Origin of the sequence: Cereibacter sphaeroides 2.4.1, from assembly GCF_000012905.2 — a bacterium.
GTDB classification, from domain to species: Bacteria; Pseudomonadota; Alphaproteobacteria; order Rhodobacterales; family Rhodobacteraceae; genus Cereibacter_A; species Cereibacter_A sphaeroides.
Genome location: NC_007490.2, coordinates 24,293 through 44,276 on the forward strand (window position 1 = coordinate 24,293; position 19,984 = coordinate 44,276).

Sequence of the window (19,984 nt, forward strand, 5' to 3'; positions counted from 1 at the left end):
CCACCGTAAGCGCAGGCTGACCGCCCCTCGGGTAGCGGCTTGACTATCCGCGGAAGTTCCAGGGCATCAGTTCCGCGATGTCGCTCTGCATGTGCTGGTCGAGGATCTTGCGGAGGGTCGCTGCGATATACGCCTCAGGGTTCACGCCGTTCAGACGGCAGGTGCCGATCAGCGAGGCGATGCGGGCCCATGTCTTCGCCCCATCCGTGGAGCCGGCAAATAGTGCATTCTTTCTTGTAAGTGGAATCGGACGGATCGCGTTCTCCACCCCGTTGGTGTCCATCTCGAGCCGGCCGTCTTCGAGGAAACGGGTCATGCCGTCCCATCTCTTCAGCCCGTACCGGATGTGCGTGCTGAGCTCGTTGGACGAGGAGAGATCCTGAAGGCAGCCCTCGAGCCAGGGCCGGAGCGCCTCGACGATGGGCCTCGAGAACTTCTGGCGGACCGCGACGCGGGCGGCGGGATCACGGCCGCGGATCTCCTTCTCGATGGCGTAGAGCTGCGCGATCCGCGCGATCATCTCGTCGCAGATCGGCGAAGGCGTGTCCTGGCTGAACTTCACGAAGCGCCGCCTCCAATGTGTCCAGCAGAAGGCCAGGGTCCAGGGCTTCGCGGTCTTCTTGGGGTCGGCCAGCAGGTCGTAGCCGCCATGGCCGTCAACCAGCAGCGTACCGCCGGCGAACCCCTTCAGGATCTCCTGCGCGACCTTGCCGCCGCGGCTTTGCGAGTGATGGAAGACCACGATCGGAGGATCGCCGCCGCCCCAGCCCCGCTGGTCGCGCAACACCACCCATAGCCAGTCCTTGCGCACTGCGCCGGTCCCGGGCGCCAGCACGGGGGCGGTGGTCTCGTCCATCTGCAGCCGGTCGCTTCGTCGAAGCTCGGCCATCATCGCGTCGATCACCGGGGCCAGCAGCTGCGCCGCCCGCCCCGACCACTCGGCCAGCATCGTGCGGTCGAGTTCGATCCCCTGGCGCCGGTAGATGTCGGCCTGGCGGTAGAACGGAAGGTAGTCGCCGAACTTGCCCACCACGCTGTGCGCGACCAAGGCCTCAGTCGGCAGGCCGCGCGACACCAGCCATTCCGGCGCCGGAGCCTGGGCATGTTGTGCCCCCGCGCAGGTCCGGCAGACGTATTTCGGCCGGATCGTCACCAGCACGCGGAACTGCGCCGGGATGACATCGAGACGCTCGGTCCTGGTTTCGCCCACCCTTTGCATCTCGCCGCAGCCGCAAGGACAAAGGATGCTGTCGGGCTCGATCACCCGCTCGATCCGCGGCAGGTGCTCCGGCAGGTGCCCCTTGTTGCGCTCCGAAGGCCGGGACGGAGCCTTCCGGGTGCCGAGCGCCTTCTCGGCCGCTTCGCTCGCCGCGGCCAGCATGCCGGCCGCCGCCTCGACATCCTCGAACGGCAGGTTCCGTTGGTCGGGGTCGAGCTTCTCGGACTTCGAGCCGAAGGTGTCGCGCCGCATCTGTGCGAGCAGCCGCTCCAGCCGGGCGCGGGCCTCCTCGACCTCAACCAGGCGGGCCTCGGCCGCGGTGCGCGCGGCTTCCGCCTCGGCCAGCCGCCGCTCGAGATCCGCCACGCGGGCCGCACTGGTTCGGATCGATGCCATGGGGCGAGGATACCCCACAACCCGCTGCAATGCCTGCCGAAACGCCAGCCCGAGTCACCCTGCCGCGGCTATCCGGCCAGTCGCGGCCGCGGCCGCCGCTCGGCCCGGACCGCTCGCCAGTCCAGCCCTTCGATGAGGGCCGAGAACTGCGCCGGCGACAGCCGGATCACCCCATCGGCCGGCTTCGGCCAGTGGAAGGCGCCGCCCTCGAGCTTCTTGTAGACCAGAACGAGGCCGGTCTGGTCCCACACCAGGCACTTCAGCTGGTCACCGCGTTTCGAGCGGAACAGGTAGATCGCGCCGTTGTACGGATCGTGGCCCAGCACGCTCTGCACGATCAGCGCCAGCCCGGCATGGCCCTTTCGGAAATCGACTGGCCGCGTCGCCAGATAGACCCGGGTGATCCCGCCCGGCAGGATCACGCCGCGCTCCGGACCGCTGCGATCACCCGGCCGAGGTGGGCGGCGTCAAAGACGGCAGGCACGAGGATCCTGACGTCACCAATCTCCAGAGCGAGGCAGGCATCAGATCTACCACCAGCGCTTTGTCCCCCATCCGCCACGACGATCGGCACGAGCCCTAGCGCCTCATCCTCCGGCATCGGCAGAAGGCCCTCACGGGCCGCCCGCCGCCAGGCATGCAGCTGCGGCGCCGAGACTCCGTGCTTGCGCGCGACATCCGAAACCGACACCCCGTCGCGGAAGGTCTCCAGCACCATCGCGGCCTTCACATGCTCCGGCCACCGCCGCCTACCGGTCGGACCCGTCACAACCTCGATACGACCGGCATATCCTTGCTCGTGACTGTGAGAAGTTACGTATGTTTGTACGTCCGTATCCATCGACGCCTCCGTTGTTACAGGCGTCATCTCGGAAAGCGCTGCCGATCAGGCAACGAGGGCGATGGGCGGTCGCTTACTGACCACCATGCATGGATAGCCGCGCACCCGAGCGATGCTGTCGAGTTCACGGCCAACGCGCTGCCCTCGAACGCCATCCTCAAATGGCAGGAGGATCGCAAGGTCGAGTGGCACTATATCGCTCCGGGAAAGCCCATGCAGAACTTAAGCGCCTCGCCGATCCCCTAAGCGGCTCGGCTTGACGTCTTCCGGAAGTGCCACGGCATCAGGTCTTCGATCCGGCTTGCCGGGTGACCATTGAGGATCGCGCGTAGGGTTTCGGCGATATAGCTCACCGGGTTCACGTCGCTCATCTTGCAGGTGGCCACGAGCGAGGCGAGCATTGCCCAATTCTCGGCGCCGACCTCGTGACCGGCGAACAACGCATTTTTGCGTGTGAGGGCCACCCTGCGGATCTGGTTCTCGACCGGGTTGGTGTCCATCTCCAGCCGTCCGTCCTCGAGGAACCGGACCAGGCCCGGCCAGAGGCCCAGGGTGTCCCGTATCGCCGTGCAACATCGGCGACATGAACGCCGGGGCGGTAACTCTCGGAGGCGATCCGGGCCTTCTCCTCATCGCTCCAGCGCCGCCGACCCGACGGACCCTCGACCACCTCGAGCCGCCCCGCAAAGCCATTCGGCGAGACGTCCATACAGCCGTCCATTTTGACGTCCACTCCCGTGCAAACACCCGATCATTCGCACGTTCGGGAGTTCGTCGGCAGGAGGGGAGCGGCGTGGCGCTTGCTGCAGAACGGCTTCGTCGAGAGCTTCAATGGCCGCCTGCGCGACGAGTGCCTCAACGAGCACCTGTTCGCCAACCTGCGCCACGCTCGGGAGCTAATCTCGGCCTGGCGCGACGATTACAACCACCACCGCCCTGACACGAGCCTCGACGGGCTCATTCCCAAGGGAGTATCACCAACGGTCAGTAGAGGACCAAACCCTGAACATAGCTAACCTATAAGCGCGGACTCCAAGGGGAGCAGGTCAATCGCAATGAGCTCTTGAACGATACGCTGCTCTGCGGCCTCGAACATGCCCGCAGCAGCATCAGCGCCTGGATGGCGACCACAACGCCACCCGGCCTCATTCCGCGCTCGGCTACAGTGACGTCCGCCGCCAAACTCACCGCAATGGACTGCGGGCCCCGCGCATCTAAGCCGCTACGCCGATCGCCATTGCTCCCTCCGCGCAAGCGGGCGATGGTCAACTAATAGCTCTAGGTTCAGCTGGATGAGCGTCGGGGGGCAGAGCAGCTGGCTAAATGCTAGAAATGTCTGCCTTTACCCTGCGACAACTGCTCTAGACTTCGCGGGAGCGTACATATGCTGTGGTTCTTCTATCTTGTTGTTCGGGTGTTTGTGGGGTTCCTCTGCTTGGCGGCGCCGCTAATGGTACAGCAAGCCTCACTCTGGGTTTACGTCTTGTTCTGGCCGAGCGCCGTGGCGATCCTGATGCTGGGATTACTAGACCCGCGTTACCTATTGCGTCGCACCATCGCGGCCATTTCCACTACCGCTATCACCGGCTTCCTCATCAGCGGACTGCCGCCGCTGACGGAAGCCGCTATTGCCGATGACACCCTGCGCGAAGTGCTTAACCTTATGATCGTTATGGTGACGGGCCGCATGTCCCAAGACTGCGGCTGGCCGCTGGTGTCATTGGTCAGTTTCACATTGTTGATTCTCGCGGCGCTGGAGGTGCTGCGGACTCGGGAGGAAAGGCCGAAGGACGCGAGGTTTGTGGCCCGGCCTGTTCCCTCCCCGGTGTCGCTTCCGTACGAGGAAGGGGCGCTCCTGCTCTCGCTCGGAATCACAGTCACCAACGTTGGCAAGAAGGTCTGCACAATCAACCCCCGCGACGTGCGAATCCGAGTCTGCTGGCTCTGGACCGTCGCGGCATCACCAAGCCTAGAGAACAACAACGACGTGTTGCCTCTGCGCGCGCCCCTGTCGTTGCAACCTGCCGAAACATGCACCCTGCATCTGGATGAGACGATACATAGCCGGATCCTGAACCAGCTGGCGCGGCTGCCGCGTTGGTTGACTTGGCTCCTGTTGTGGGGTGACGTAGACGTGGCTGGCGAGGTGTTTAGCACGCGCTTTCCGTCATATCGCAGGCTCGGTGACGATGCTGGACCTAGCCCCGCTTGAACAAGCGTCAGATCCCGACGCGCCTTGCCTAGTCTGCGAAGACTAATGTTCAGCGTCGAGTACCACCAGCCAGTGTTGTGGCGGGATGTACCGCTCGCCGTAGGCTATGGCCACGCCGGAGTAGGTCTGCTTAAACAGCGCTGCGTATGTCTTCTGGTAGGCTACGCGTCTATCGGCCGGCACGTCCTGCCAGCCAACAGGCTGCGGGAAGCCGTCCTTCTCCCGGTAATTGTGGACATTACGCATCTGGGTGAGGATCTCCATTAGGAGGGATTGGGCCAACCGCATCACTTTCTCGCGGTCGGCCCGGTAGTCCGGCATGGCAGCAACGGCCGAGACCATTGCTGCCATAACCTTTTCATACGCGCCCTCCGGCACACGCACCTTGAAACTGGCAACCGGGGCGCGAAAGCAGGACATCAGGCCACCTGAGACTTTTCAGCCGCTTCATGCGCGCAGGCGTAGCCGACTGTCCGATCATGCGCATGGATCATCTCGTTGATCTCTTCCATTACGCCTTCGACCTTTCGTTTCAGGTCGAGCAAATCGTTCCGCGCGGTCACGTCAGCGGGATCTTCCGCTTCCAGCACTAGGTCTGTGGATCCAAAGTCACCGACCTTGGACGCTGGCCAAGACAGCGCAACATGCGCATCGGCGTCGGTGGCCTCTAACGTCGCGAGGTCCGGCATGCTGACGAGCACCGCGGTGGGATGCTTGTGCTTGGTAAGGATGACGCGCTGGCCATGCTGGCTGACGAGATCAACGAGTTCGGCCAGACCTGCCCGAGCGTCCGTCACAGGAACTTCGAGCGCTTCGCCACGAGAAATGACGTATTCTTCATGTTTCATCTGTTCGATCTCCTTCAAAAGGACTCAAACAATATGTACATTTTTCCCCCACAAGTCAAGGTTTTTGTACGAAAATTGGATTCAACCCGGCGGCCAGCGTACATCTTGTCCGTCCTTCATGTGGAAGATTGCGGTTACTTGGTGCCCTGCTGAACCTTTTTTACGTACGTTACGTGCATCAGTCAAGCATTCAACGCGACGTTGTGTACATAAATGTTGCATCAAGGCCACGATTACTGTACGTTTAGCCTAACAGCGAACGTTCTCTTCAACCTTTGTACGTTAAAGCAAACGCAACACTTGCATTCGTTCCACCTGCTCCCAAGTCGAGAGTTTATGTACAGAACTGTAGCCGTCCTTAGTCGCGCGGGACGCACATAGGGACACCGTGAAGCACTGGAGGACGGAGTCATGGCATATCAGCAGGCGAATTGGATCACCATGCACGGGATCACCTTCGAGGCATCTGCTGCAATCGCTCTCCGTAAACTCGATCCAGCCGCGCGTCAAATCGTCATGGTCAATCTAGCTCGGTTGCGGCTCAGGATCCTGAAGACGCCGCTGAACGCCTCCACCCCCGACGTAGTTGTGCTCGAACACGTCCAGATCCGTGACCTGCGCGTCTGGTATGTCCGCAACGAGACCGACATGCTGGTCAAACGCTTTGAACGCACTATCCTCCGCTATCCTCTTGATACAGTTCACCTGCTTCATCGAGCAGAATTTCCAATAGAGCCTCTCGCTCCTGGCGCCTCTACAACCTACGGGGCTTCTGGCGAACTCGAGCCATACGATCATGAGACGCCGCTGCTGGCCGAAAGCCCACCAGTGGCCTTCTTGCTGACACTGCGCAATAGCCGGTTGCAGGTCGCACTCGACACGCGAGCAGACAGTGCGCTGGCTTGGCAGGCCGACTGGACCGCACCGCACTGGCCTCATGCGGGAAATGCACTGATGCTCGAGGCCCGGCTGATGCTAGACTTGAGGTTGCAGCACGATACCAGCATTCGCGGCGCGTTCCGGATCTGGCAAAGGGAGGACCATGGGAACGACCTGCCACAACCGCTGCCCGCACCGGCCCGCCAAACAAAAACCTATGTGACACGCCCCACCGCGCGCAGAGCGCGCCCGCATGACCTGACGGATCGCGTCGCTGCAGGGGACTACAGCCATCTTGCCCAAGTAAGCGCTATGATGCAGGCGATAGAGCTTCTGTCCCAAGGGCGGACCGATGGCTGGGCGCTGTGTCTCGACGCTTTAAAGGCCGCTGGGGACGACGTCTACTACGCCCTCTCGCTGGATGTAACACTGCGCAGGAGCACCCTGCGGCGGCGCTGGCAGGGGAAAGTCGACATCGAATGGTGAGTACGCGACGCGAGCTCGTCGTTATGCAGGCACAAGCACGCCAAGTGGGGAGACCTCGTCCGGAGCAGACTTTGCAAGCTGCCCCGTCCACCTACTACGATCCCTTGGCAAAGTATGCTGATCTGGCCCGGTTGCCTCGGTGCGACGTTCTGCGGCCCGAGAGCAAGCGCGTGTTCGAGAAGACTTGGCGGGTCTAAGGGGTTCGCGAGATCTGGCGTCAGTTGGATCGCGAAGGCTTCGATGTCGACCGTTGCACCGTCGCCAGGCTGATGAAGGGCATGGTATTTAAGGCGTTATCCGCCGCAGGCCGCATAAAACGACGGTGCCGGACAAGAAGGTTCCATGCCCATTGGACAAGGTGAGCCGTCAGTTCCGCGTGCCGGCTCCCAACATGCTCTGGGTCAGCGATTTCACCTACGTCGCCATCTAATGGCTTGTGTGCGCCGCCTATGGCCCATTGATTTCCCGGGTTCCGGATCGGGATGGGAGGGGCGAGCCTCGTTCTGAGGCTTCAGAAGGAGGCGACGATGCCGGATGGTGGTGAAGGGTTCGACGGCCGGATCGAGGTGATCCGGCGCACTCGTGGCTATCGGCGCTGGCCGGACGAGGTGAAGGCCACGGATCGTGGCGGAGAGCTTCCGCCTGGGCGTTCGTGTGGCAGAAATGGCGCGGCGGCACGGGGTTCTTGCGCACCAGCTTTCGGCTTGGCGGCGGCAAGCCCGGAAGGGGCTGCTCGCTCTGCCCGAGAACGCGGTGGAGGGTCTGGAGGCTGCCTTAGTGCCCCTGACGGTGGAGCCGGAGGTTGGCGCCGGACTGGATGGCCTGTCGGGCGTGGTCACCATCGAGATCGGCGTCGTCGTCCTGCGAGTTCCGGGTAATGTGCCGGCCGAACGGGCGGCGGCGCTGGTGCGGGCGCTGCGAGAGGCGGCATGATCATCGCCGGACAGCGGCTGCCGATCGTGGTGGCAACCCGGCCCGTCGACTTCCGCTGTGGCCATCAGGCGCTGGCGCTGATCGTGCAGGACCAGCTGAAGCTTGATCCGAACTAGGGCGTGACGGTGATCTTCCGCTCGGAGCGCGGTGACAGGCTGAAGATTTTGGTGTGGGACGGCAGTGGCCTGGTGCTGATCTACAAGCGGCTCGAGCAGGGAAACTTCGCTTGGCCGAAGATCCAGGACGGGGTCATGCGTCTGTTCCGGGCGCAATATGAGGCGCTGTTCGAGGGGCTGGAGTAGCGTCGGGTGGTGGCGCAGCGGGTGGCCCCACCGGCTGCGGCGGGGTGACTCAGGCGGCCCTTTCCGACCTTGTTTTATTGGGTTCACGGCCCGGATCGGGTAGAAGGGCACATGTCGTAGCCCGTCGATCTCAGCCGCTTTCCCGATCTTCCGCCCGAGGTGGTGAAGGCGTTTGAAGCCGCGAAGTTCGAACTCTCGGTGGAGCGCGCCGCGCGCCTGCACGAGCAGGCGGTGGTGGCCGAGAAGGATGCCTTCATCGCCGACCTCAAGGAGCTGATCGGGAAGCTGGAGGGCCAGATCGCGCAGTACCGGCAGGCGAAGTTCGGGCCCAAATCCGAGAAGCTCGATCCGGCCCAGCTGGAACTGGCACTGGAGGATCTGGAAACCGCCAAAGCCGAGACCGAGGCGCGCATCGCCGCGGTCGAGGAGAGGATCGCGGCCAGCGCTCCCGATGCGGAGTAGACGCCCCGCGCGCCCCGCAGGGCTCGTGCCCTGCCGGACCACCTGCCGCGGGTCGAACGGGTGATCGAGCCCGAGAGCATCGCCTGCCCGTGCGGCTGCGGGGACATGGCCCGGATCGGCGAGGACCGCACAGAGCGGCTCGACGTCATCCCGGCGCGCTATCAGGTCATCGTCACGATCCGCCCGAAATACGCCTGCCCGAAGGGGCGGATTGGCGTCGTCCAGGCCAAGGCTCCGGCGCATCTGCTGGAAGGCAGCTGGCCGACGGAGGCGCTGCTTGCCCATGTCGCCGTGGCCAAGCATTCCGAGCACATGCCGCTCAACCGGCAGGCCGTGGTCATGGCGCGGCTTGGCGTGCCGATCGACCGCTCGGTGCTGGCAGACTGGATGGGGCGGACGGGTGCGCTGATCGCGCCGGTGGTCGAGCGGATGGCGGAACTGCTGAAGGCGCGCAGCTCGCGGCTCAACATGGACGAAACCACCGCTCCGGTGCTGGATCCGGGGCGCGGCAAGACCAGGACCGGCTATCTCTGGGCCATGCTGCGGGATGACCGGGGATGGGCGGCCTCTGCCACCCGGGCTGGTCTTCCACTACCGCCCGGCCACAGCGGTGAGTTCGCCGACGAGATCCTCGACGGCTTCCACGGCACCATTCAGGTTGACGCCTATGGTGGCTACAGCCACCTGGCCATGGCCGGCCGGATGGGCGGTCAGCCGTTGAAGCTGGCGTTCTGCTGGGCCCACGGTCGGAGAAAGCTGATCAAGGCCAAGCCGAAGATGGGCTCGCCCATCTTCGGCTTGGCGCTCCTGCGCATCGCGCTGCTGGATCAGTTCTTCGCCTGGCTTGCCGCCCGGGTCTCGCGCGAGTCGGACCTCGGCGATGCCATGGCCTACATGCTCCGCCGCCAGGCCGGCTTCCGACTGTTTTTGGAAGACGGCCACGTCGACATCGACTCCAACCTAGTCGAGAACGCCATCCGCAGCCCGGCCATGAACGGCCGCAACGCACTCTTCGCGGGCCACGACGAGGGCGGACGGTCCTGGGCGCGTTCGCGAGCCTGATCGGCACCTGCAAGATGAATGGCGTCGAGCCTCACGCCTACCTGCTCGACCTGTTCACCCGGCTCGCCCACAGCCACCTCGACAAGGACATCGACGCGCTGATGCCTTGGGCCTACATCCCGGCGGCCAACACCAAGGCCCCCTCACAACCGGCGAAATGACCTCATCCGTGAGGACCCAGTGAGCTCATATGAGTTCCGACAATCAGCGGACGCCGGCGCCCTTGCCGGGCGACCGCAAGCCAGAATTCAATGGGCCAGAGACGCCGCTTACGGCTCACCCGCTACCGTTGCACAATCAAAGGCGCGTTGACACCTTTCCCGCTTCGGGTCCGAACAGAGGACTGAGTGAGGAAGCTGCGTGTTAGGCCGGAGGTGTCGCTGGAGAACAATGCATCTGCGTAATCGGCGGCCATGTGAGGATCGTGTATGGGCCCGGGGAGGGCCGCGAGCTGTGGGCACTGTTGCGCTAGGTCAGTGATCGCGATGACCTAGTCGCCGCCGTCGCGCTCCAGGTCGGCTCATTGTCGAAACAGCATCATGTTGGCGACCACCGCTCCGAGAAAGGGCCCGCGTGCACCCGAGTGACATCGGACGAAGGCGCAGTGCGGCACATGTAGTTCACAGCTGTGAACTCTGCTGGATAGGCCTCCAACGGCGTGATGTTCACAGCTGTGAACATCACGCCGCATCTCGTCGGGATATTAACGCCATAATCATCGGCCCGCAGGAAAACTCGCCCGCCGCGGCCTTCGTTGTGAGCGCGCGGAGGTATCCGCCGGGCGATCTGATTTCTGCAAAGCGCTCGAGCATGGCGACAACAACAATCGATGCCTGCTCTGGCCCCATAAAGCGCTGAGCTTCTTCCCAAGCGGACGCGCTGATCCCCATGGCCGGCCGCACATGGGACGCGGCGCTATAAAGTTGATGCCAGTGCCTGACTTCGCCTTGGTAGAAGGTCTTGAGCGATGGACAGCCAGCAATCACCAAATGGAGCGGGATCTTTGGCAAGCGTTTTGTCTCCGCTTCCTCCCCGCCAGCAACAGATGTATCCCTTTCAATATGTGGCGCGCCGGCCGCCGGCCCGCCTTTTTCTAAGGCCGGTTCAAGATCTATGGTTTCTTTATTTGAATTATGAAGGCGGCGCTCATAATGGGCATCATTGGTGATCATTTCTTCTGTTTCAGGGCCATCAATGATGTCGCGTGCCTGATCAAGGCGTGCTTCAAGGTCTTCTCGATATGCCGAAAGCTCTTCGAGAGTGAGCTTGCGGCGCAAGGCGCGCGCGGTCAGGACGGCTTTGTCGCGAAGCTGATCCCAGAGGCCAAGGCTTGGCTGGAGCTCCTCGCCGAACTCCGCTAGAGATGCGAGATCACGCCGCATGAGGCTCACGACCTCCCGCAGTCGGCGTACACGTTCTTCGGCCTCACGCACCGCCTCTGCAGCCCGTGCTACCTCTTCGGAACGGCGGTAAAGCGGCGAGAGATCAAAGCCGAAGGCCACTCGCTCTTCGCCGTGCTTGCGTACATACCTCTTCCCATTAGGGCTATCTCGGCGCATGAGCAAGCCAGCGTCCACCAGACGGGCAATGTGCCTGCGCATCGTAGAGCAAGGCATGCCATTCAGCCGCTCACAGATCGCCTTGTTGGATGGGAAGATGACCATGTCAGCGTTCCTGCCAAGTGCATCATCGGGAAAGAAGCTAAGAAGTCCCTGCAGTACAGTTAGATCGCGCTCGGAAATACCAAAGGTGGCCTGCGCCTTGGAGAGCTCGCGAAGGAGCTCCCACTTGCTGACGGGCTTGCCAGGAGCAGCCGCCTCAGGCTGCTGGACTACGCGCATATGAGCGAGCGAGATCGGCCGCATAAACGGCGAAATCGGTGTGTACTCCATGATGTCGTTCACGAAGGCATAGAAAAGCCGTTCCGCAAATCACATAAGACTTGCGGTTTGCGCGCTGGCCCACTACCTTGAAAGTGCTAAGATCAAAGTTGGGGTCTCGTGGAGCGCAAGCTTTGCGGGACCTTTTCTTTAGCCTGTACCGTGCCTCCTTTTTGTTGCTGCTCTGCCTCTCATCATGTCTCGCGCCTCCAGCGATCATGAAGCTGATCGAGGACGTCTTGCGCATTGGCGTCGAGCCACTGCGCAAAGGCATCGTCCACATCCGTAAGTTCCAGCCGTAGCGCTCGGGCTGACCTCTTAATGGCGCCCGCAGGCGCGCCTTCGATCAGAAGGGGTTTCGGTCTCGGCTTCTTGGCGGGAGAATTACCGTTGGTCTTTCTCACATAGCGTACAACGGCTTCAAAAGCCGTGACCGAAGGATCAACCTGGGGCTCTCCTTCGGCCTGTTCGCGTGCAGCCGCTTGGCCACGGGCATCACTCGCCACCCGGCAAAGCTCCTCCATATCCATGCCGGCATCGGGGAGTTCCTTTGCCAGCGACTCCCATCTTGGGCGCCCAATGCCGTGAGCCGGTCCGATCGCATGGGCCAAGGCAGTCCCGATCGCCTTGGCAACCGAGATCGACATCGACACCGCAGAACGGGTCGCATTCAGCACTTCGGCAATCTGAGCCTGCGAACCAAAGCCGCTGTCGAGAAGCTCCTGTGCGAAGAGGGCGCGCTCAATGTAGCTCAGGTCACGCCTTCCAGTATTCTCGGAAACTTGGGCGCGCAGCGCGGCTGTATCGTCCAAAATCGCGATAAGCGCTCGGACCTTCTTGACCTTGTCGGAGGCACGAATGGCCTCGAGACGGCGGCGTCCATAGACGAGGAGATAGCGATCCGTTTCGGTCGGGTGGCGCCTCACAAGGATGGGGACGGTCTGGCCGTTCTGCTCGATTGACGCGCGCAGATCATGCACATCCTTGGGGTCCAGGCGATCCGAATACCTCTCGTCCTGGATCTCGACCGGATCGAGTTCCCAGACATGGTGAGCATCAACAGCATCGCGCGCCGAGCGCAGCGCCCGATTACTTGACATCATGCTGCCCGGGGCAGGGGGCGTACCCGCCGCTGCGAGACTGTCCAGCATGGACATGCGCTTCTTCTTGCTGTCGGTCATCAGCGCCCCCACGTCATCTGGATAAGCTGGGCAATCTCGTCGTTGACAGCGTTCAGGCTTTCGATTGCCCGGTCATAGGTCGTCCGTGTGAAGGCGCTGCGTTCGACCTCGTAAAGGGTCTGTTTGGTCAAGCCGGCATCCGATATGGCCGTCGACTTGAGCATCGGCGCGTTCAAGACCTTGTCGCCATACATCGTCCGCAAGAAGGCGACGATGCGGTTCTGTGGTGCGTCTGTCGGCTCATAACGGGTCAAGAGGTACCGCATCCAGTCATGCGACATGTCGGCACCACTGTCGGCGATGACGTCCATCAGGTCGGCCGTCATTCTGAGGAACTGGCTCATCGACATCACGTCGAGCATCTCTGGATGGATTGTTACGAGAACGCCTGTCGCGGCCGACAGTGCTGACATGGTCAAGAATCCGAGCTGCGGAGGACAGTCGATGACGACCACGTCATACCGCTCGTCGACCTGCGCCAGCGCCTCTTTCACACGGAAGAAGAACAAACCAGCGTTGCCGCGAGAAAGCGCCCGCGGCGTCTCATGCTCGAACTCCATCAGTTCGAGATTTCCAGGAATCAGATCGAGGTTTGGGATGTATGTCTTTCGGATCACCTCTGTGATCGGGACGGGGTGTTCATAACGGATCGCATCATAGAGCGTGCCGCCGTCCAGCAGATCAAATTCAGGCTGAACCCCATGCAAGGCCGTCAAAGAAGCCTGCGGATCAAGGTCGATCGCTAGGACACGGTAGCCCTTGAGGGCCAACCTTTGAGCGAGATGCGCCGAGGAGGTCGTCTTTCCCGAGCCACCCTTGAAGTTCATCACGCCGATGATCTGCAGATGGTCACCGGCGCGACGACCGGGCAGATAATCTCCCGCCTTTCGAGCCGTTTTCTCTAGCAGAATTCTCAAGTTATGGATATCTTCAGCCGAATAATGTCGCCGGTTCCCCGAGGAAACTTCTGGCGACGGCCCCTTGCCATCAAGGTGGAGCTTTCTGAGGTAAGAGTCGTTAACGCCCAGCAGAGCAGCGGCCTCTCCAGAAGTGAATTTGCGCATAGACTTGGATGCATCGGGAGGGAACAGGCTCTCACGCTGCGAATGCAGTTGTGCCGCCAACAGCTCCGAGTGCTGACGGATCACAGCGTTCAGTTCTTCCTGTGTATCCACTCTGCTCATCTGCCCTCGCGCGCCCGCGGCGTGTTCACGGATTTCGGCGTTTAGTCACCCTTTTCCGTGACTATTGCCGTGGGAGTCAGATTCGTGCAAGCTCTTTCTAAATCTGGTGTCAGCCGCTGCTTGACTCACAAGCATAGGACGCCTTCGAGGACAGGCTTGCCCAAGCATCCAGTTGGATATACAGTCAGGGACGTTTATCACATAGGAGGTCACGATGCAGGTCGCAAAATGGGGCAACTCGCTGGCCGTCCGCTTGCCCGCGGAGCTTGTTCGGGAACTGGGTCTCAAGGAAGGCGATCAGATCGACTTGGTCAAGGACGACCACCAGGTCCGAGTCCGTCGCCTTGCTCGTGCGGATGAGGTGCTGATGGGTCTGCGCCGTTTCCGGGGCGCGTTGCCGGCTGCAGAGCGCCTTAGCCGCAACGACGCGCATGAGCGCTGAGTTCGCGGACACGAACGTCATCCTTTACCTGCTCGATAACGGACCGAAGGCTGACTGTGCCGAGGAAATTCTGGGTCATAGGCCCCGGATCAGCGTTCAGGTCCTGAACGAGACGCTGGTGAATTGCCGCCGCAAAGCCGGCCTCAGTTGGGAGGAAGCAGGAGCGTTTCTCGAAGGAGTGCGCGCCCTGTGTCCCGTCGAAAGCCTGACCATTCAGACCCATGACGTCGGCCGCGCCTTGGCGGAACGCTACGGCTTCTCGATCTACGACTCGATTATCGTCGCCAGCGCTTTGGTCGCGGGGTGCACCACCCTGTGGAGCGAGGACATGCAAGATGGCCTGCTGGTTGAAGGCCAGCTTCGCATCGTCAACCCCTTTGCATGAGCGGGCCGCCTGTGATCCTGGCACTGGCCACAATCTCGTACTCCTTCCATATTGTGAAGGATTTGCAGGGGTTGTTCGGCTAGTCAACCAGCCCCAGCCTCTCAGCCCTCTCCAGCAGCATTTTCACGGATGATGCCTGCCACTTGGTTCTCCCACGTGGGGTGCGTTCACGCATGGCCTCGAGGCGTTTGCAGATGTCCTGCAGGGTGATGTTCGGGTCTGCGCCTTTGATGGCGGCGATGATTGCGGGCAGTCGGTCGTCAGTTTCGCGGCGGCCGGCGCGGCCGAGGACGGTTTCGGGCAGGAAGCCGTCGCGGACATAGGCGTTGACGGCTCGCAGGAGCCGGCTCTGGGTCCAGCGCCGGGCCTCGGGCAGGGGGGCGTTGAGGATGCGCAGCACGTCTTCCCATGCCATGGCGGGGCGCAGGCGGCGGACGTGGGGCACCCAGTCCTGCGCTGTCTGGTTCAGGCGCTCCATGTAGCCGTCCTGTCGCGCGAGGCGGATCTTGCGCAGCGCTGCCGGATCGCGGGCGCGCAGGCCCGGGTTGCCGCCGATCCGGCCTTCGGTGCGGGCGCTGGCGAGGCCTGCCTTCGTGCGCTCGCGGATCAGGGCACGCTCGAACTCGGCCGTGGCGCCGAGGACCTGGAGGGTGAACTTGCCCTGGGGTGAGGCTGTGTCGATCGGGTCTGTCAGCGAACGGAAGAAGGCGCCCCTAGCCTCGAGGCGTTCGATGACCTCGAGGAGATGGGAGAGCGAGCGCGCGAGGCGGTCGATGCGGACGACGACGAGGGTATCGCCGCGGCCGATGCGCTCGAGCACCCGCGTCAGCACGGGGCGGGCACGGTTTCCGCCGGAGGCCTGTTCCTGGTGGATCTCGCTGCAGCCTGCGGCCTTGAGGGCCTGGGACTGGGGCAGGGGGGTCTGGTCCTCGGTGGAGACGCGGGCGTAGCCGATGAGGGGCATGGGGGGGGTGGTTTCCAGTTTCGGATGCTGCGAGTAAACGACCGTTTATAAACAGATGCAATGGTGCTCGCTTGAGCGCTGCTGAGCAGAAAGCCATTTGTTGACTGACGTTAAGCACGATCAGAGGGGGTTTCAGACCGTCGCGCATGTGCATAAAACAGAATGCGGAAAGCTGGCTGGAAGAAGTGGTGGGTAAAGCGCATATGCGCTGTATTTTGCGCGTAAAAGAACTAACTATCTGTTTTTAAATTTATAATTTAGGCCGTCTTTTCTGACGTTGAACAGGCTGAGGGGGTGGCCAAGGTCGATCAGGGATCCTGCGAAGGCCGAACGAAAGGGAGCCCGGCGATCCAGAGATAGGGCGGCGCGCCCTCGGTCGGTCGCGCAGACAGTCATCCATCACTCATGCGCCTGAAAAATCGCACTCTGAGAGGTTTGCAGCCAAGGCTCTATTCGCCGTGTGCAAACTGCCCGCTGCGTGTACACATGCAAATCAATCCCGTACGAATGCATGGGCGACCGGATCGCGTCGGTGTGCTATGCACGAAGGCTATCGGAAATTCTCATGAACATGTCGCACATCCTGCAGCACGACGAACTTGCGCCTTCCCTTCGCAGGAGGGTTCGCGGGCAGGTCGCAATCAGCAAGCCCGCTTCCTGTCCGCTGGGTCGTGGATCGGCAAGCTTGCAGCCCGACCCGTGCAAGCGCGTGATGCCCCTTTCCCGCGATCTTCGCGAGAAGACGGGCATGCTCCACAACCGGGCCGAAACGCTCCTCGGCTTGCCAAGCGGCATCATGGGCTGGGCCGATTACGTGGATTGGCTTCGGCATTTTCTAGCCTTGTACGATCCGATCGAACGTAGGATTGTGGCCTTTGGAGGCTGGAGCGGGTTGGCATCCTTCGACCCTGACCCGGGCCATTCGCGGCGCCTGATCCAGGATCTGCACGCCCTTGGCATCGACACCGACCGCATCCCGCGAGCACCGGCCGAATACTGCCCGCCGCTCACGAACTTCGCCCGGGCGCTCGGCGCCCGCTATGTGCTCGAGGGCTCTGCGCTTGGCGGCAGGGTCATCCTGCATCATCTGAAGAAGCGCATCGGCGACGAAATCGGGAATGCGACTGCCTTCTTTGGCGGCCCGTCCCACGGGACCGCGACGCACTGGCGTGCCTTCCAGGCTGCGCTGGACCGGTTCGGTGCGGCACATCCCGACAAGAGGGCGGATGTGCTGGCCGGCGCCGCCGCGACCTTCACGGCGCTCCTCGAATGGTTCACCCCTTTTGTGGCAGCCCGGCGGGTATGACCGCCCTCCGCCGCCATGCAGGTCTTTGCCGCACGTTTGCCAGAACTTCGTTGTGCGGGGGTGCCTCATGACGATCTCTGGGGGCACCTTCGACCCTTCGATCTGCGAGATGGAACCGATCGCCACGCCCGGCGCGATCCAGCCGCACGGAGCGCTGATGACCGCGCGGGCCGACAGCGGCCGCGTCGCCCATGCCAGCGTCAACTTGGGCGAGATCCTCGGCCTGCCCGCGGCCTCGGTTCTGGGGGCGCCCATCGGAGAGGTGATCGGGCGCGTCAACGAGATCTTGCTGCGCGAGGCGCGTCGTAGCGGCTCCGAGACGCCGGAAACAATCGGGTCCTTCCGCAGAAGCGACGGACAGCTGCTGCATCTCCATGCGTTCCAGTCGGGCGACTACATGTGCCTCGACATCGAGCCGGTGCGCGATGAGGATGGCCGGCTCCCTCCGGGAGCCAGGCAATCGGTTATCGAGACCTTCTCCAGCGCCATGACGCAGGTGGAACTCTGCGAGCTCGCGGTTCACGGGCTGCAGCTGGTGCTGGGCTATGACCGGGTGATGGCCTATCGCTTCGGCGCTGACGGACATGGCGAGGTTATCGCCGAGCGGCGCCGGCAGGATCTCGAGCCTTACCTGGGCTTGCACTACCCGGCATCGGACATTCCGCAAATCGCGCGCGCGCTCTACCTGCGCCAGAGGGTGGGTGCCATTGCGGATGCGTGCTACCGGCCGGTTCCGTTGCTCGGCCATCCCGAGCTCGACGACGGCAAGCCCCTCGACCTGACGCACAGTTCGCTGCGCAGCGTCTCGCCGGTCCATCTCGACTACATGCAGAACATGAACACGGCGGCCAGCCTGACCATCGGGCTGGCCGACGGCGACAGGCTGTGGGGGATGCTGGTCTGCCACAACACGACCCCCCGTATTGCCGGCCCCGAGTGGCGTGCGGCGGCGGGCATGATCGGGCAAGTGGTCTCGCTGCTCCTGAGCCGGCTGGGCGAGGTCGAGAATGCCGCCGAGACACTGGCCCGGCAGTCGACGCTCTCGACGCTGGTCGAACGGCTATCGACCGGTGATACGCTGGCTGCGGCATTTGTCGCGGCAGATCAGCTGATCCTCGATCTGGTCGGAGCCAGTGCCGCGGTCGTGCGGCTGGCTGGACAGGAATTGCACTTCGGGCGGACGCCGCCGGTCGATGCGATGCAGAAGGTCCTGGACAGTCTGGGTCGCCCCTCGCCCCTGGAGGTGCTGTCCCTCGACGACGTCACCCTGCGCCATCCCGAGCTGCCAGAGCTGCTGGCGGCCGGAAGCGGCATCCTGCTGCTCCCCCTGACATCCGGGGACGGAGATCTGATCGCCTGGTTCCGCCCTGAGCATGTGCAGACGATCACCTGGGGTGGCAATCCGGCCGAACATGGCACTTGGAACCCGGCAACGCAGCGGATGAGACCGCGCGCCTCGTTCGACGCCTGGAAGGAGACAGTCACCGGCCGCTCGCTTCCCTGGACCTCCGCCGAGCGAAATTGCGCGCGCGAGCTGGGTGAGGCGATCGCCGCCGAGATGGCGCAGCGAACTCGGGCCGAACTCGCGCGGCTGCGCCATTACGACCCGCTGACCGGCCTTGCGAACCGCAGCTACCTTCAGGAGCGCCTGGCGCAGGACGGCCAGTCGGCGGCGGCCTTGCTCTTCATCGACCTCGACCGGTTCAAGGCCGTGAACGACTCGATGGGGCACGGCGTGGGCGACGGGCTGCTGATCGAAGTGGCACGCAGCCTCGTGGCAACCGTGCGTCCCCATGATCTGGTGGTCCGGCTCGGCGGTGACGAGTTTGTTGTGCTCTGTCACCGACTGGACGCGGCCGGGATCGTCAGCCTCGCCGAGCGGCTGCGGCAAGTGCTCGAGCAGCCCTTCGAGGTTGCTGGCCGCAAATGCCACATCTCCGCCAGCATCGGAATCGCAATGGCGGACAGCATCGGCGATCTGGATCTGGTGCGGGCGGCCGACATCGCGATGTATGCCGCCAAGAAGAACGGTGGCAACCGGGGCGAGCTGTTCCGCCCCTCGCTGTACGAGGAGACGACGCAGCTCGTCGAACTCGACAACGACATGCGCGGAGCAATCGAAAGCGAACAGTTTCACCTCGTGTATCAGCCGATCTTCGCCCTCAACCCGGAGACAGAGAGGCTGGTGGGGTTCGAGGCTCTGCTGCGCTGGGACCATCCGCTCCACGGTGCCCTGCAGCCCGGCATCTTCATCCCGCTCGCGGAAAGACTTGGGCACATCCATGCAATGGGCAACTGGGTCCTGCGTCGCGCGATCCTGCAGCTGCAAGCCTTCCGATCCGCCGGCCCGGAGCTGGATCTGAAGATGAACGTGAACGTGTCGCCCCTACAGCTGGCAAGGCCGGACTTTCTGGCGCGTCTCGCCGACTTGCTGGCGCAGGTGCCCGACCTCCCGCGCCACGCACTTTGCCTCGAGATCACCGAGACGTCCCTGAGCGACGAGGCCGTCTCCGAGGCCTTGATCTCGATCCGGGCGCTCGGGGTGCGGATCGCCATCGACGATTTCGGCACAGGCTTCTCGTCGTTGGCCTGCCTGCGCCGACTGCCGGTGGATGTTGCGAAGCTGGACCGGGCCTTTCTCGGCGGCGGTCATACCGCGGCCCAGGACCATAGGTTCTTTGCCGCGGTCACCGGGCTGGTCCATGCGGCGGATCTGAAGGTGGTGCAGGAGGGCATCGAGACACTCGATCAGCTTGCCCTCGTTCGCGCGGCCGGGGCTGATTTCGCTCAGGGCTTCCACCTCGCCGCCCCACTCTCCATCGCCGCCGCGCTTGGCCTGATCGCGGCATCACGAAAGGAATGACGCGGACCGGCGTGACGTGCCCCAAGGGTGTGGTTCGCTGTCAATGTTAATGCGTCGTAGATCTTGGCGCCACGGTTGAGGAGGCCGGCGTAGCGGGTGTAATTGGCAAGCCGGAAATCTCACTGCCAGTGGCGCCGGG

19 protein-coding genes and 5 pseudogenes are annotated in these 19,984 nt (G+C 63.0%); 13 read left to right on the forward strand and 11 right to left on the reverse strand.

Annotated features, from left to right (window positions below; all coding sequences use genetic code 11):
- Positions 1 to 43: 43 nt before the first annotated feature.
- The 5 genes and pseudogenes from RSP_RS21005 to RSP_RS21030 all read right to left on the reverse strand — a co-directional run.
- Positions 44 to 1,615, reverse strand: a complete 1,572-nt coding sequence (locus tag RSP_RS21005) for an IS66-like element ISRhsp5 family transposase (RefSeq protein WP_011331435.1) — start codon at positions 1,613 to 1,615, stop codon at positions 44 to 46.
- 68 nt (positions 1,616 to 1,683) lie between these two features.
- Positions 1,684 to 2,037: an IS66 family insertion sequence element accessory protein TnpB gene (tnpB, locus tag RSP_RS21010; RefSeq protein WP_011331436.1), complete on the reverse strand. Its 354-nt coding sequence runs from the start codon at positions 2,035 to 2,037 to the stop codon at positions 1,684 to 1,686.
- Entirely contained in the window at positions 2,034 to 2,483 is a 450-nt protein-coding gene (tnpA, locus tag RSP_RS21015) for an IS66-like element accessory protein TnpA (RefSeq protein WP_320406920.1), read from the reverse strand. The genes tnpB (RSP_RS21010) and tnpA (RSP_RS21015) overlap by 4 nt, the downstream gene beginning before the upstream one ends.
- Positions 2,484 to 2,698: 215 nt before the next feature.
- Positions 2,699 to 2,992: pseudogene (locus RSP_RS21025) on the reverse strand (transposase domain-containing protein); the annotation flags it as partial.
- Positions 2,993 to 3,030: 38 nt separating this feature from the next.
- Positions 3,031 to 3,177, reverse strand: a pseudogene (locus RSP_RS21030) (hypothetical protein); the annotation flags it as partial.
- Positions 3,178 to 3,262: 85 nt separating this feature from the next.
- On the opposite strand from RSP_RS21030, the pseudogene RSP_RS21035 reads away from it, so the two are divergent.
- Positions 3,263 to 3,472, forward strand: a pseudogene (locus RSP_RS21035) (integrase core domain-containing protein); the annotation flags it as partial.
- Between the two features lie 368 nt (positions 3,473 to 3,840).
- Positions 3,841 to 4,668: a hypothetical protein gene (locus RSP_RS21040; protein WP_011331438.1), complete on the forward strand. Its 828-nt coding sequence runs from the start codon at positions 3,841 to 3,843 to the stop codon at positions 4,666 to 4,668.
- Between the two features lie 42 nt (positions 4,669 to 4,710).
- On the opposite strand, the gene RSP_RS21045 is transcribed toward RSP_RS21040, so the two are convergent.
- Together RSP_RS21045 and RSP_RS21050 are read right to left on the reverse strand one after the other, a co-directional pair.
- Positions 4,711 to 5,088, reverse strand: a complete 378-nt coding sequence (locus tag RSP_RS21045; protein WP_011331439.1) for a hypothetical protein — start codon at positions 5,086 to 5,088, stop codon at positions 4,711 to 4,713.
- Positions 5,088 to 5,516: a type II toxin-antitoxin system Phd/YefM family antitoxin gene (locus RSP_RS21050; RefSeq protein ID WP_023003461.1), complete on the reverse strand. Its 429-nt coding sequence runs from the start codon at positions 5,514 to 5,516 to the stop codon at positions 5,088 to 5,090. Before RSP_RS21050 ends, RSP_RS21045 begins: the two co-directional genes overlap by 1 nt.
- 411 nt (positions 5,517 to 5,927) lie before the next feature.
- Between RSP_RS21050 and RSP_RS22555 the strand changes: the two genes are divergently transcribed.
- The 7 genes and pseudogenes from RSP_RS22555 (at position 5,928) to RSP_RS22570 (ending at position 9,801) form a co-directional block, all read left to right on the forward strand.
- Positions 5,928 to 6,881 carry a hypothetical protein gene (locus tag RSP_RS22555; RefSeq protein WP_023003463.1) on the forward strand — a complete coding sequence of 318 codons (954 nt, stop codon included), beginning with the start codon at positions 5,928 to 5,930 and terminating at the stop codon, positions 6,879 to 6,881.
- Positions 6,882 to 6,952: 71 nt separating this feature from the next.
- Positions 6,953 to 7,305 (forward strand): annotated as a pseudogene (locus RSP_RS22560) (IS3 family transposase); the annotation flags it as partial.
- A gap of 58 nt (positions 7,306 to 7,363) precedes the next feature.
- Positions 7,364 to 7,814 (forward strand): annotated as a pseudogene (gene tnpA / locus RSP_RS21060) (IS66-like element accessory protein TnpA).
- A gap of 119 nt (positions 7,815 to 7,933) precedes the next feature.
- Positions 7,934 to 8,116, forward strand: a complete 183-nt coding sequence (gene tnpB, locus RSP_RS21070) for an IS66 family insertion sequence element accessory protein TnpB (RefSeq protein WP_017140518.1) — start codon at positions 7,934 to 7,936, stop codon at positions 8,114 to 8,116.
- A gap of 162 nt (positions 8,117 to 8,278) precedes the next feature.
- Complete coding sequence (locus RSP_RS22565; protein WP_011331441.1) at positions 8,279 to 8,578, forward strand: transposase; 300 nt, start codon at positions 8,279 to 8,281, stop codon at positions 8,576 to 8,578.
- A gap of 60 nt (positions 8,579 to 8,638) precedes the next feature.
- Positions 8,639 to 9,640, forward strand: a complete 1,002-nt coding sequence (gene tnpC, locus RSP_RS21075) for an IS66 family transposase (protein WP_011331442.1) — start codon at positions 8,639 to 8,641, stop codon at positions 9,638 to 9,640.
- A 14-nt stretch (positions 9,641 to 9,654) separates the two neighbouring features.
- Entirely contained in the window at positions 9,655 to 9,801 is a 147-nt protein-coding gene (locus RSP_RS22570) for a transposase (protein WP_017140516.1), read from the forward strand.
- Between the two features lie 519 nt (positions 9,802 to 10,320).
- On the opposite strand, the gene repC is transcribed toward RSP_RS22570, so the two are convergent.
- The 3 genes from repC to repA all read right to left on the reverse strand — a co-directional run bounded on the left by repC (position 10,321) and on the right by repA (position 13,885).
- Positions 10,321 to 11,532: a plasmid replication protein RepC gene (repC, locus tag RSP_RS21080; protein ID WP_011331443.1), complete on the reverse strand. Its 1,212-nt coding sequence runs from the start codon at positions 11,530 to 11,532 to the stop codon at positions 10,321 to 10,323.
- A 182-nt stretch (positions 11,533 to 11,714) separates the two neighbouring features.
- Positions 11,715 to 12,701 (reverse strand): plasmid partitioning protein RepB, encoded by a 987-nt coding sequence (gene repB / locus RSP_RS21085; RefSeq protein WP_011331444.1) that lies wholly within the window; start codon positions 12,699 to 12,701, stop codon positions 11,715 to 11,717.
- Positions 12,701 to 13,885 (reverse strand): plasmid partitioning protein RepA, encoded by a 1,185-nt coding sequence (gene repA, locus RSP_RS21090; protein ID WP_011331445.1) that lies wholly within the window; start codon positions 13,883 to 13,885, stop codon positions 12,701 to 12,703. Before repA ends, repB begins: the two co-directional genes overlap by 1 nt.
- A gap of 214 nt (positions 13,886 to 14,099) precedes the next feature.
- Here repA and RSP_RS21095 point away from each other — a divergent pair, with 214 nt between their 5' ends.
- Together RSP_RS21095 and RSP_RS21100 are read left to right on the forward strand one after the other, a co-directional pair.
- The gene (locus tag RSP_RS21095; protein ID WP_011331446.1) at positions 14,100 to 14,327 is read left to right on the forward strand and encodes an AbrB/MazE/SpoVT family DNA-binding domain-containing protein; all 228 of its coding nucleotides are present in this window, start codon (positions 14,100 to 14,102) and stop codon (positions 14,325 to 14,327) included.
- On the forward strand, positions 14,317 to 14,712 hold the full coding sequence (locus RSP_RS21100) for a PIN domain-containing protein (protein ID WP_011331447.1): 396 nt from the start codon (positions 14,317 to 14,319) through the stop codon (positions 14,710 to 14,712). The genes RSP_RS21095 and RSP_RS21100 overlap by 11 nt, the downstream gene beginning before the upstream one ends.
- Positions 14,713 to 14,791: 79 nt before the next feature.
- Here the strand turns inward: RSP_RS21100 and RSP_RS21105 are convergent, their stop codons facing one another.
- Positions 14,792 to 15,676 carry a recombinase family protein gene (locus RSP_RS21105; protein ID WP_011331448.1) on the reverse strand — a complete coding sequence of 295 codons (885 nt, stop codon included), beginning with the start codon at positions 15,674 to 15,676 and terminating at the stop codon, positions 14,792 to 14,794.
- A 565-nt stretch (positions 15,677 to 16,241) separates the two neighbouring features.
- Between RSP_RS21105 and RSP_RS21110 the strand changes: the two genes are divergently transcribed.
- On the forward strand, positions 16,242 to 16,982 hold the full coding sequence (locus tag RSP_RS21110) for a biliverdin-producing heme oxygenase (protein WP_227590692.1): 741 nt from the start codon (positions 16,242 to 16,244) through the stop codon (positions 16,980 to 16,982).
- A gap of 67 nt (positions 16,983 to 17,049) precedes the next feature.
- A complete protein-coding gene (locus RSP_RS21115; RefSeq protein ID WP_017140511.1) occupies positions 17,050 to 19,845 on the forward strand; it encodes a bifunctional diguanylate cyclase/phosphodiesterase in 2,796 nt (931 codons plus the stop codon).
- Positions 19,846 to 19,984 lie beyond the last annotated feature (139 nt).

Coding starts and splice junctions, on each gene's coding strand:
- repA (WP_011331445.1), bottom strand. CDS start 13,885: ATGAGCAGAGTGGATACACAGGAAGAACTGAACGCTGTGATCCGTCAG.
- RSP_RS21095 (WP_011331446.1), top strand. CDS start 14,100: ATGCAGGTCGCAAAATGGGGCAACTCGCTGGCCGTCCGCTTGCCCGCG.
- RSP_RS21005 (WP_011331435.1), bottom strand. CDS start 1,615: ATGGCATCGATCCGAACCAGTGCGGCCCGCGTGGCGGATCTCGAGCGG.
- repC (WP_011331443.1), bottom strand. CDS start 11,532: ATGGAGTACACACCGATTTCGCCGTTTATGCGGCCGATCTCGCTCGCT.
- repB (WP_011331444.1), bottom strand. CDS start 12,701: ATGACCGACAGCAAGAAGAAGCGCATGTCCATGCTGGACAGTCTCGCA.
- RSP_RS22570 (WP_017140516.1), top strand. CDS start 9,655: ATGAATGGCGTCGAGCCTCACGCCTACCTGCTCGACCTGTTCACCCGG.
- RSP_RS21115 (WP_017140511.1), top strand. CDS start 17,050: ATGACGATCTCTGGGGGCACCTTCGACCCTTCGATCTGCGAGATGGAA.
- RSP_RS21050 (WP_023003461.1), bottom strand. CDS start 5,516: ATGAAACATGAAGAATACGTCATTTCTCGTGGCGAAGCGCTCGAAGTT.
- RSP_RS21100 (WP_011331447.1), top strand. CDS start 14,317: ATGAGCGCTGAGTTCGCGGACACGAACGTCATCCTTTACCTGCTCGAT.
- RSP_RS21110 (WP_227590692.1), top strand. CDS start 16,242: ATGAACATGTCGCACATCCTGCAGCACGACGAACTTGCGCCTTCCCTT.
- tnpA (WP_320406920.1), bottom strand. CDS start 2,483: ATGACGCCTGTAACAACGGAGGCGTCGATGGATACGGACGTACAAACA.
- RSP_RS21105 (WP_011331448.1), bottom strand. CDS start 15,676: ATGCCCCTCATCGGCTACGCCCGCGTCTCCACCGAGGACCAGACCCCC.
- RSP_RS21040 (WP_011331438.1), top strand. CDS start 3,841: ATGCTGTGGTTCTTCTATCTTGTTGTTCGGGTGTTTGTGGGGTTCCTC.
- RSP_RS21045 (WP_011331439.1), bottom strand. CDS start 5,088: ATGTCCTGCTTTCGCGCCCCGGTTGCCAGTTTCAAGGTGCGTGTGCCG.
- RSP_RS22555 (WP_023003463.1), top strand. CDS start 5,928: ATGGCATATCAGCAGGCGAATTGGATCACCATGCACGGGATCACCTTC.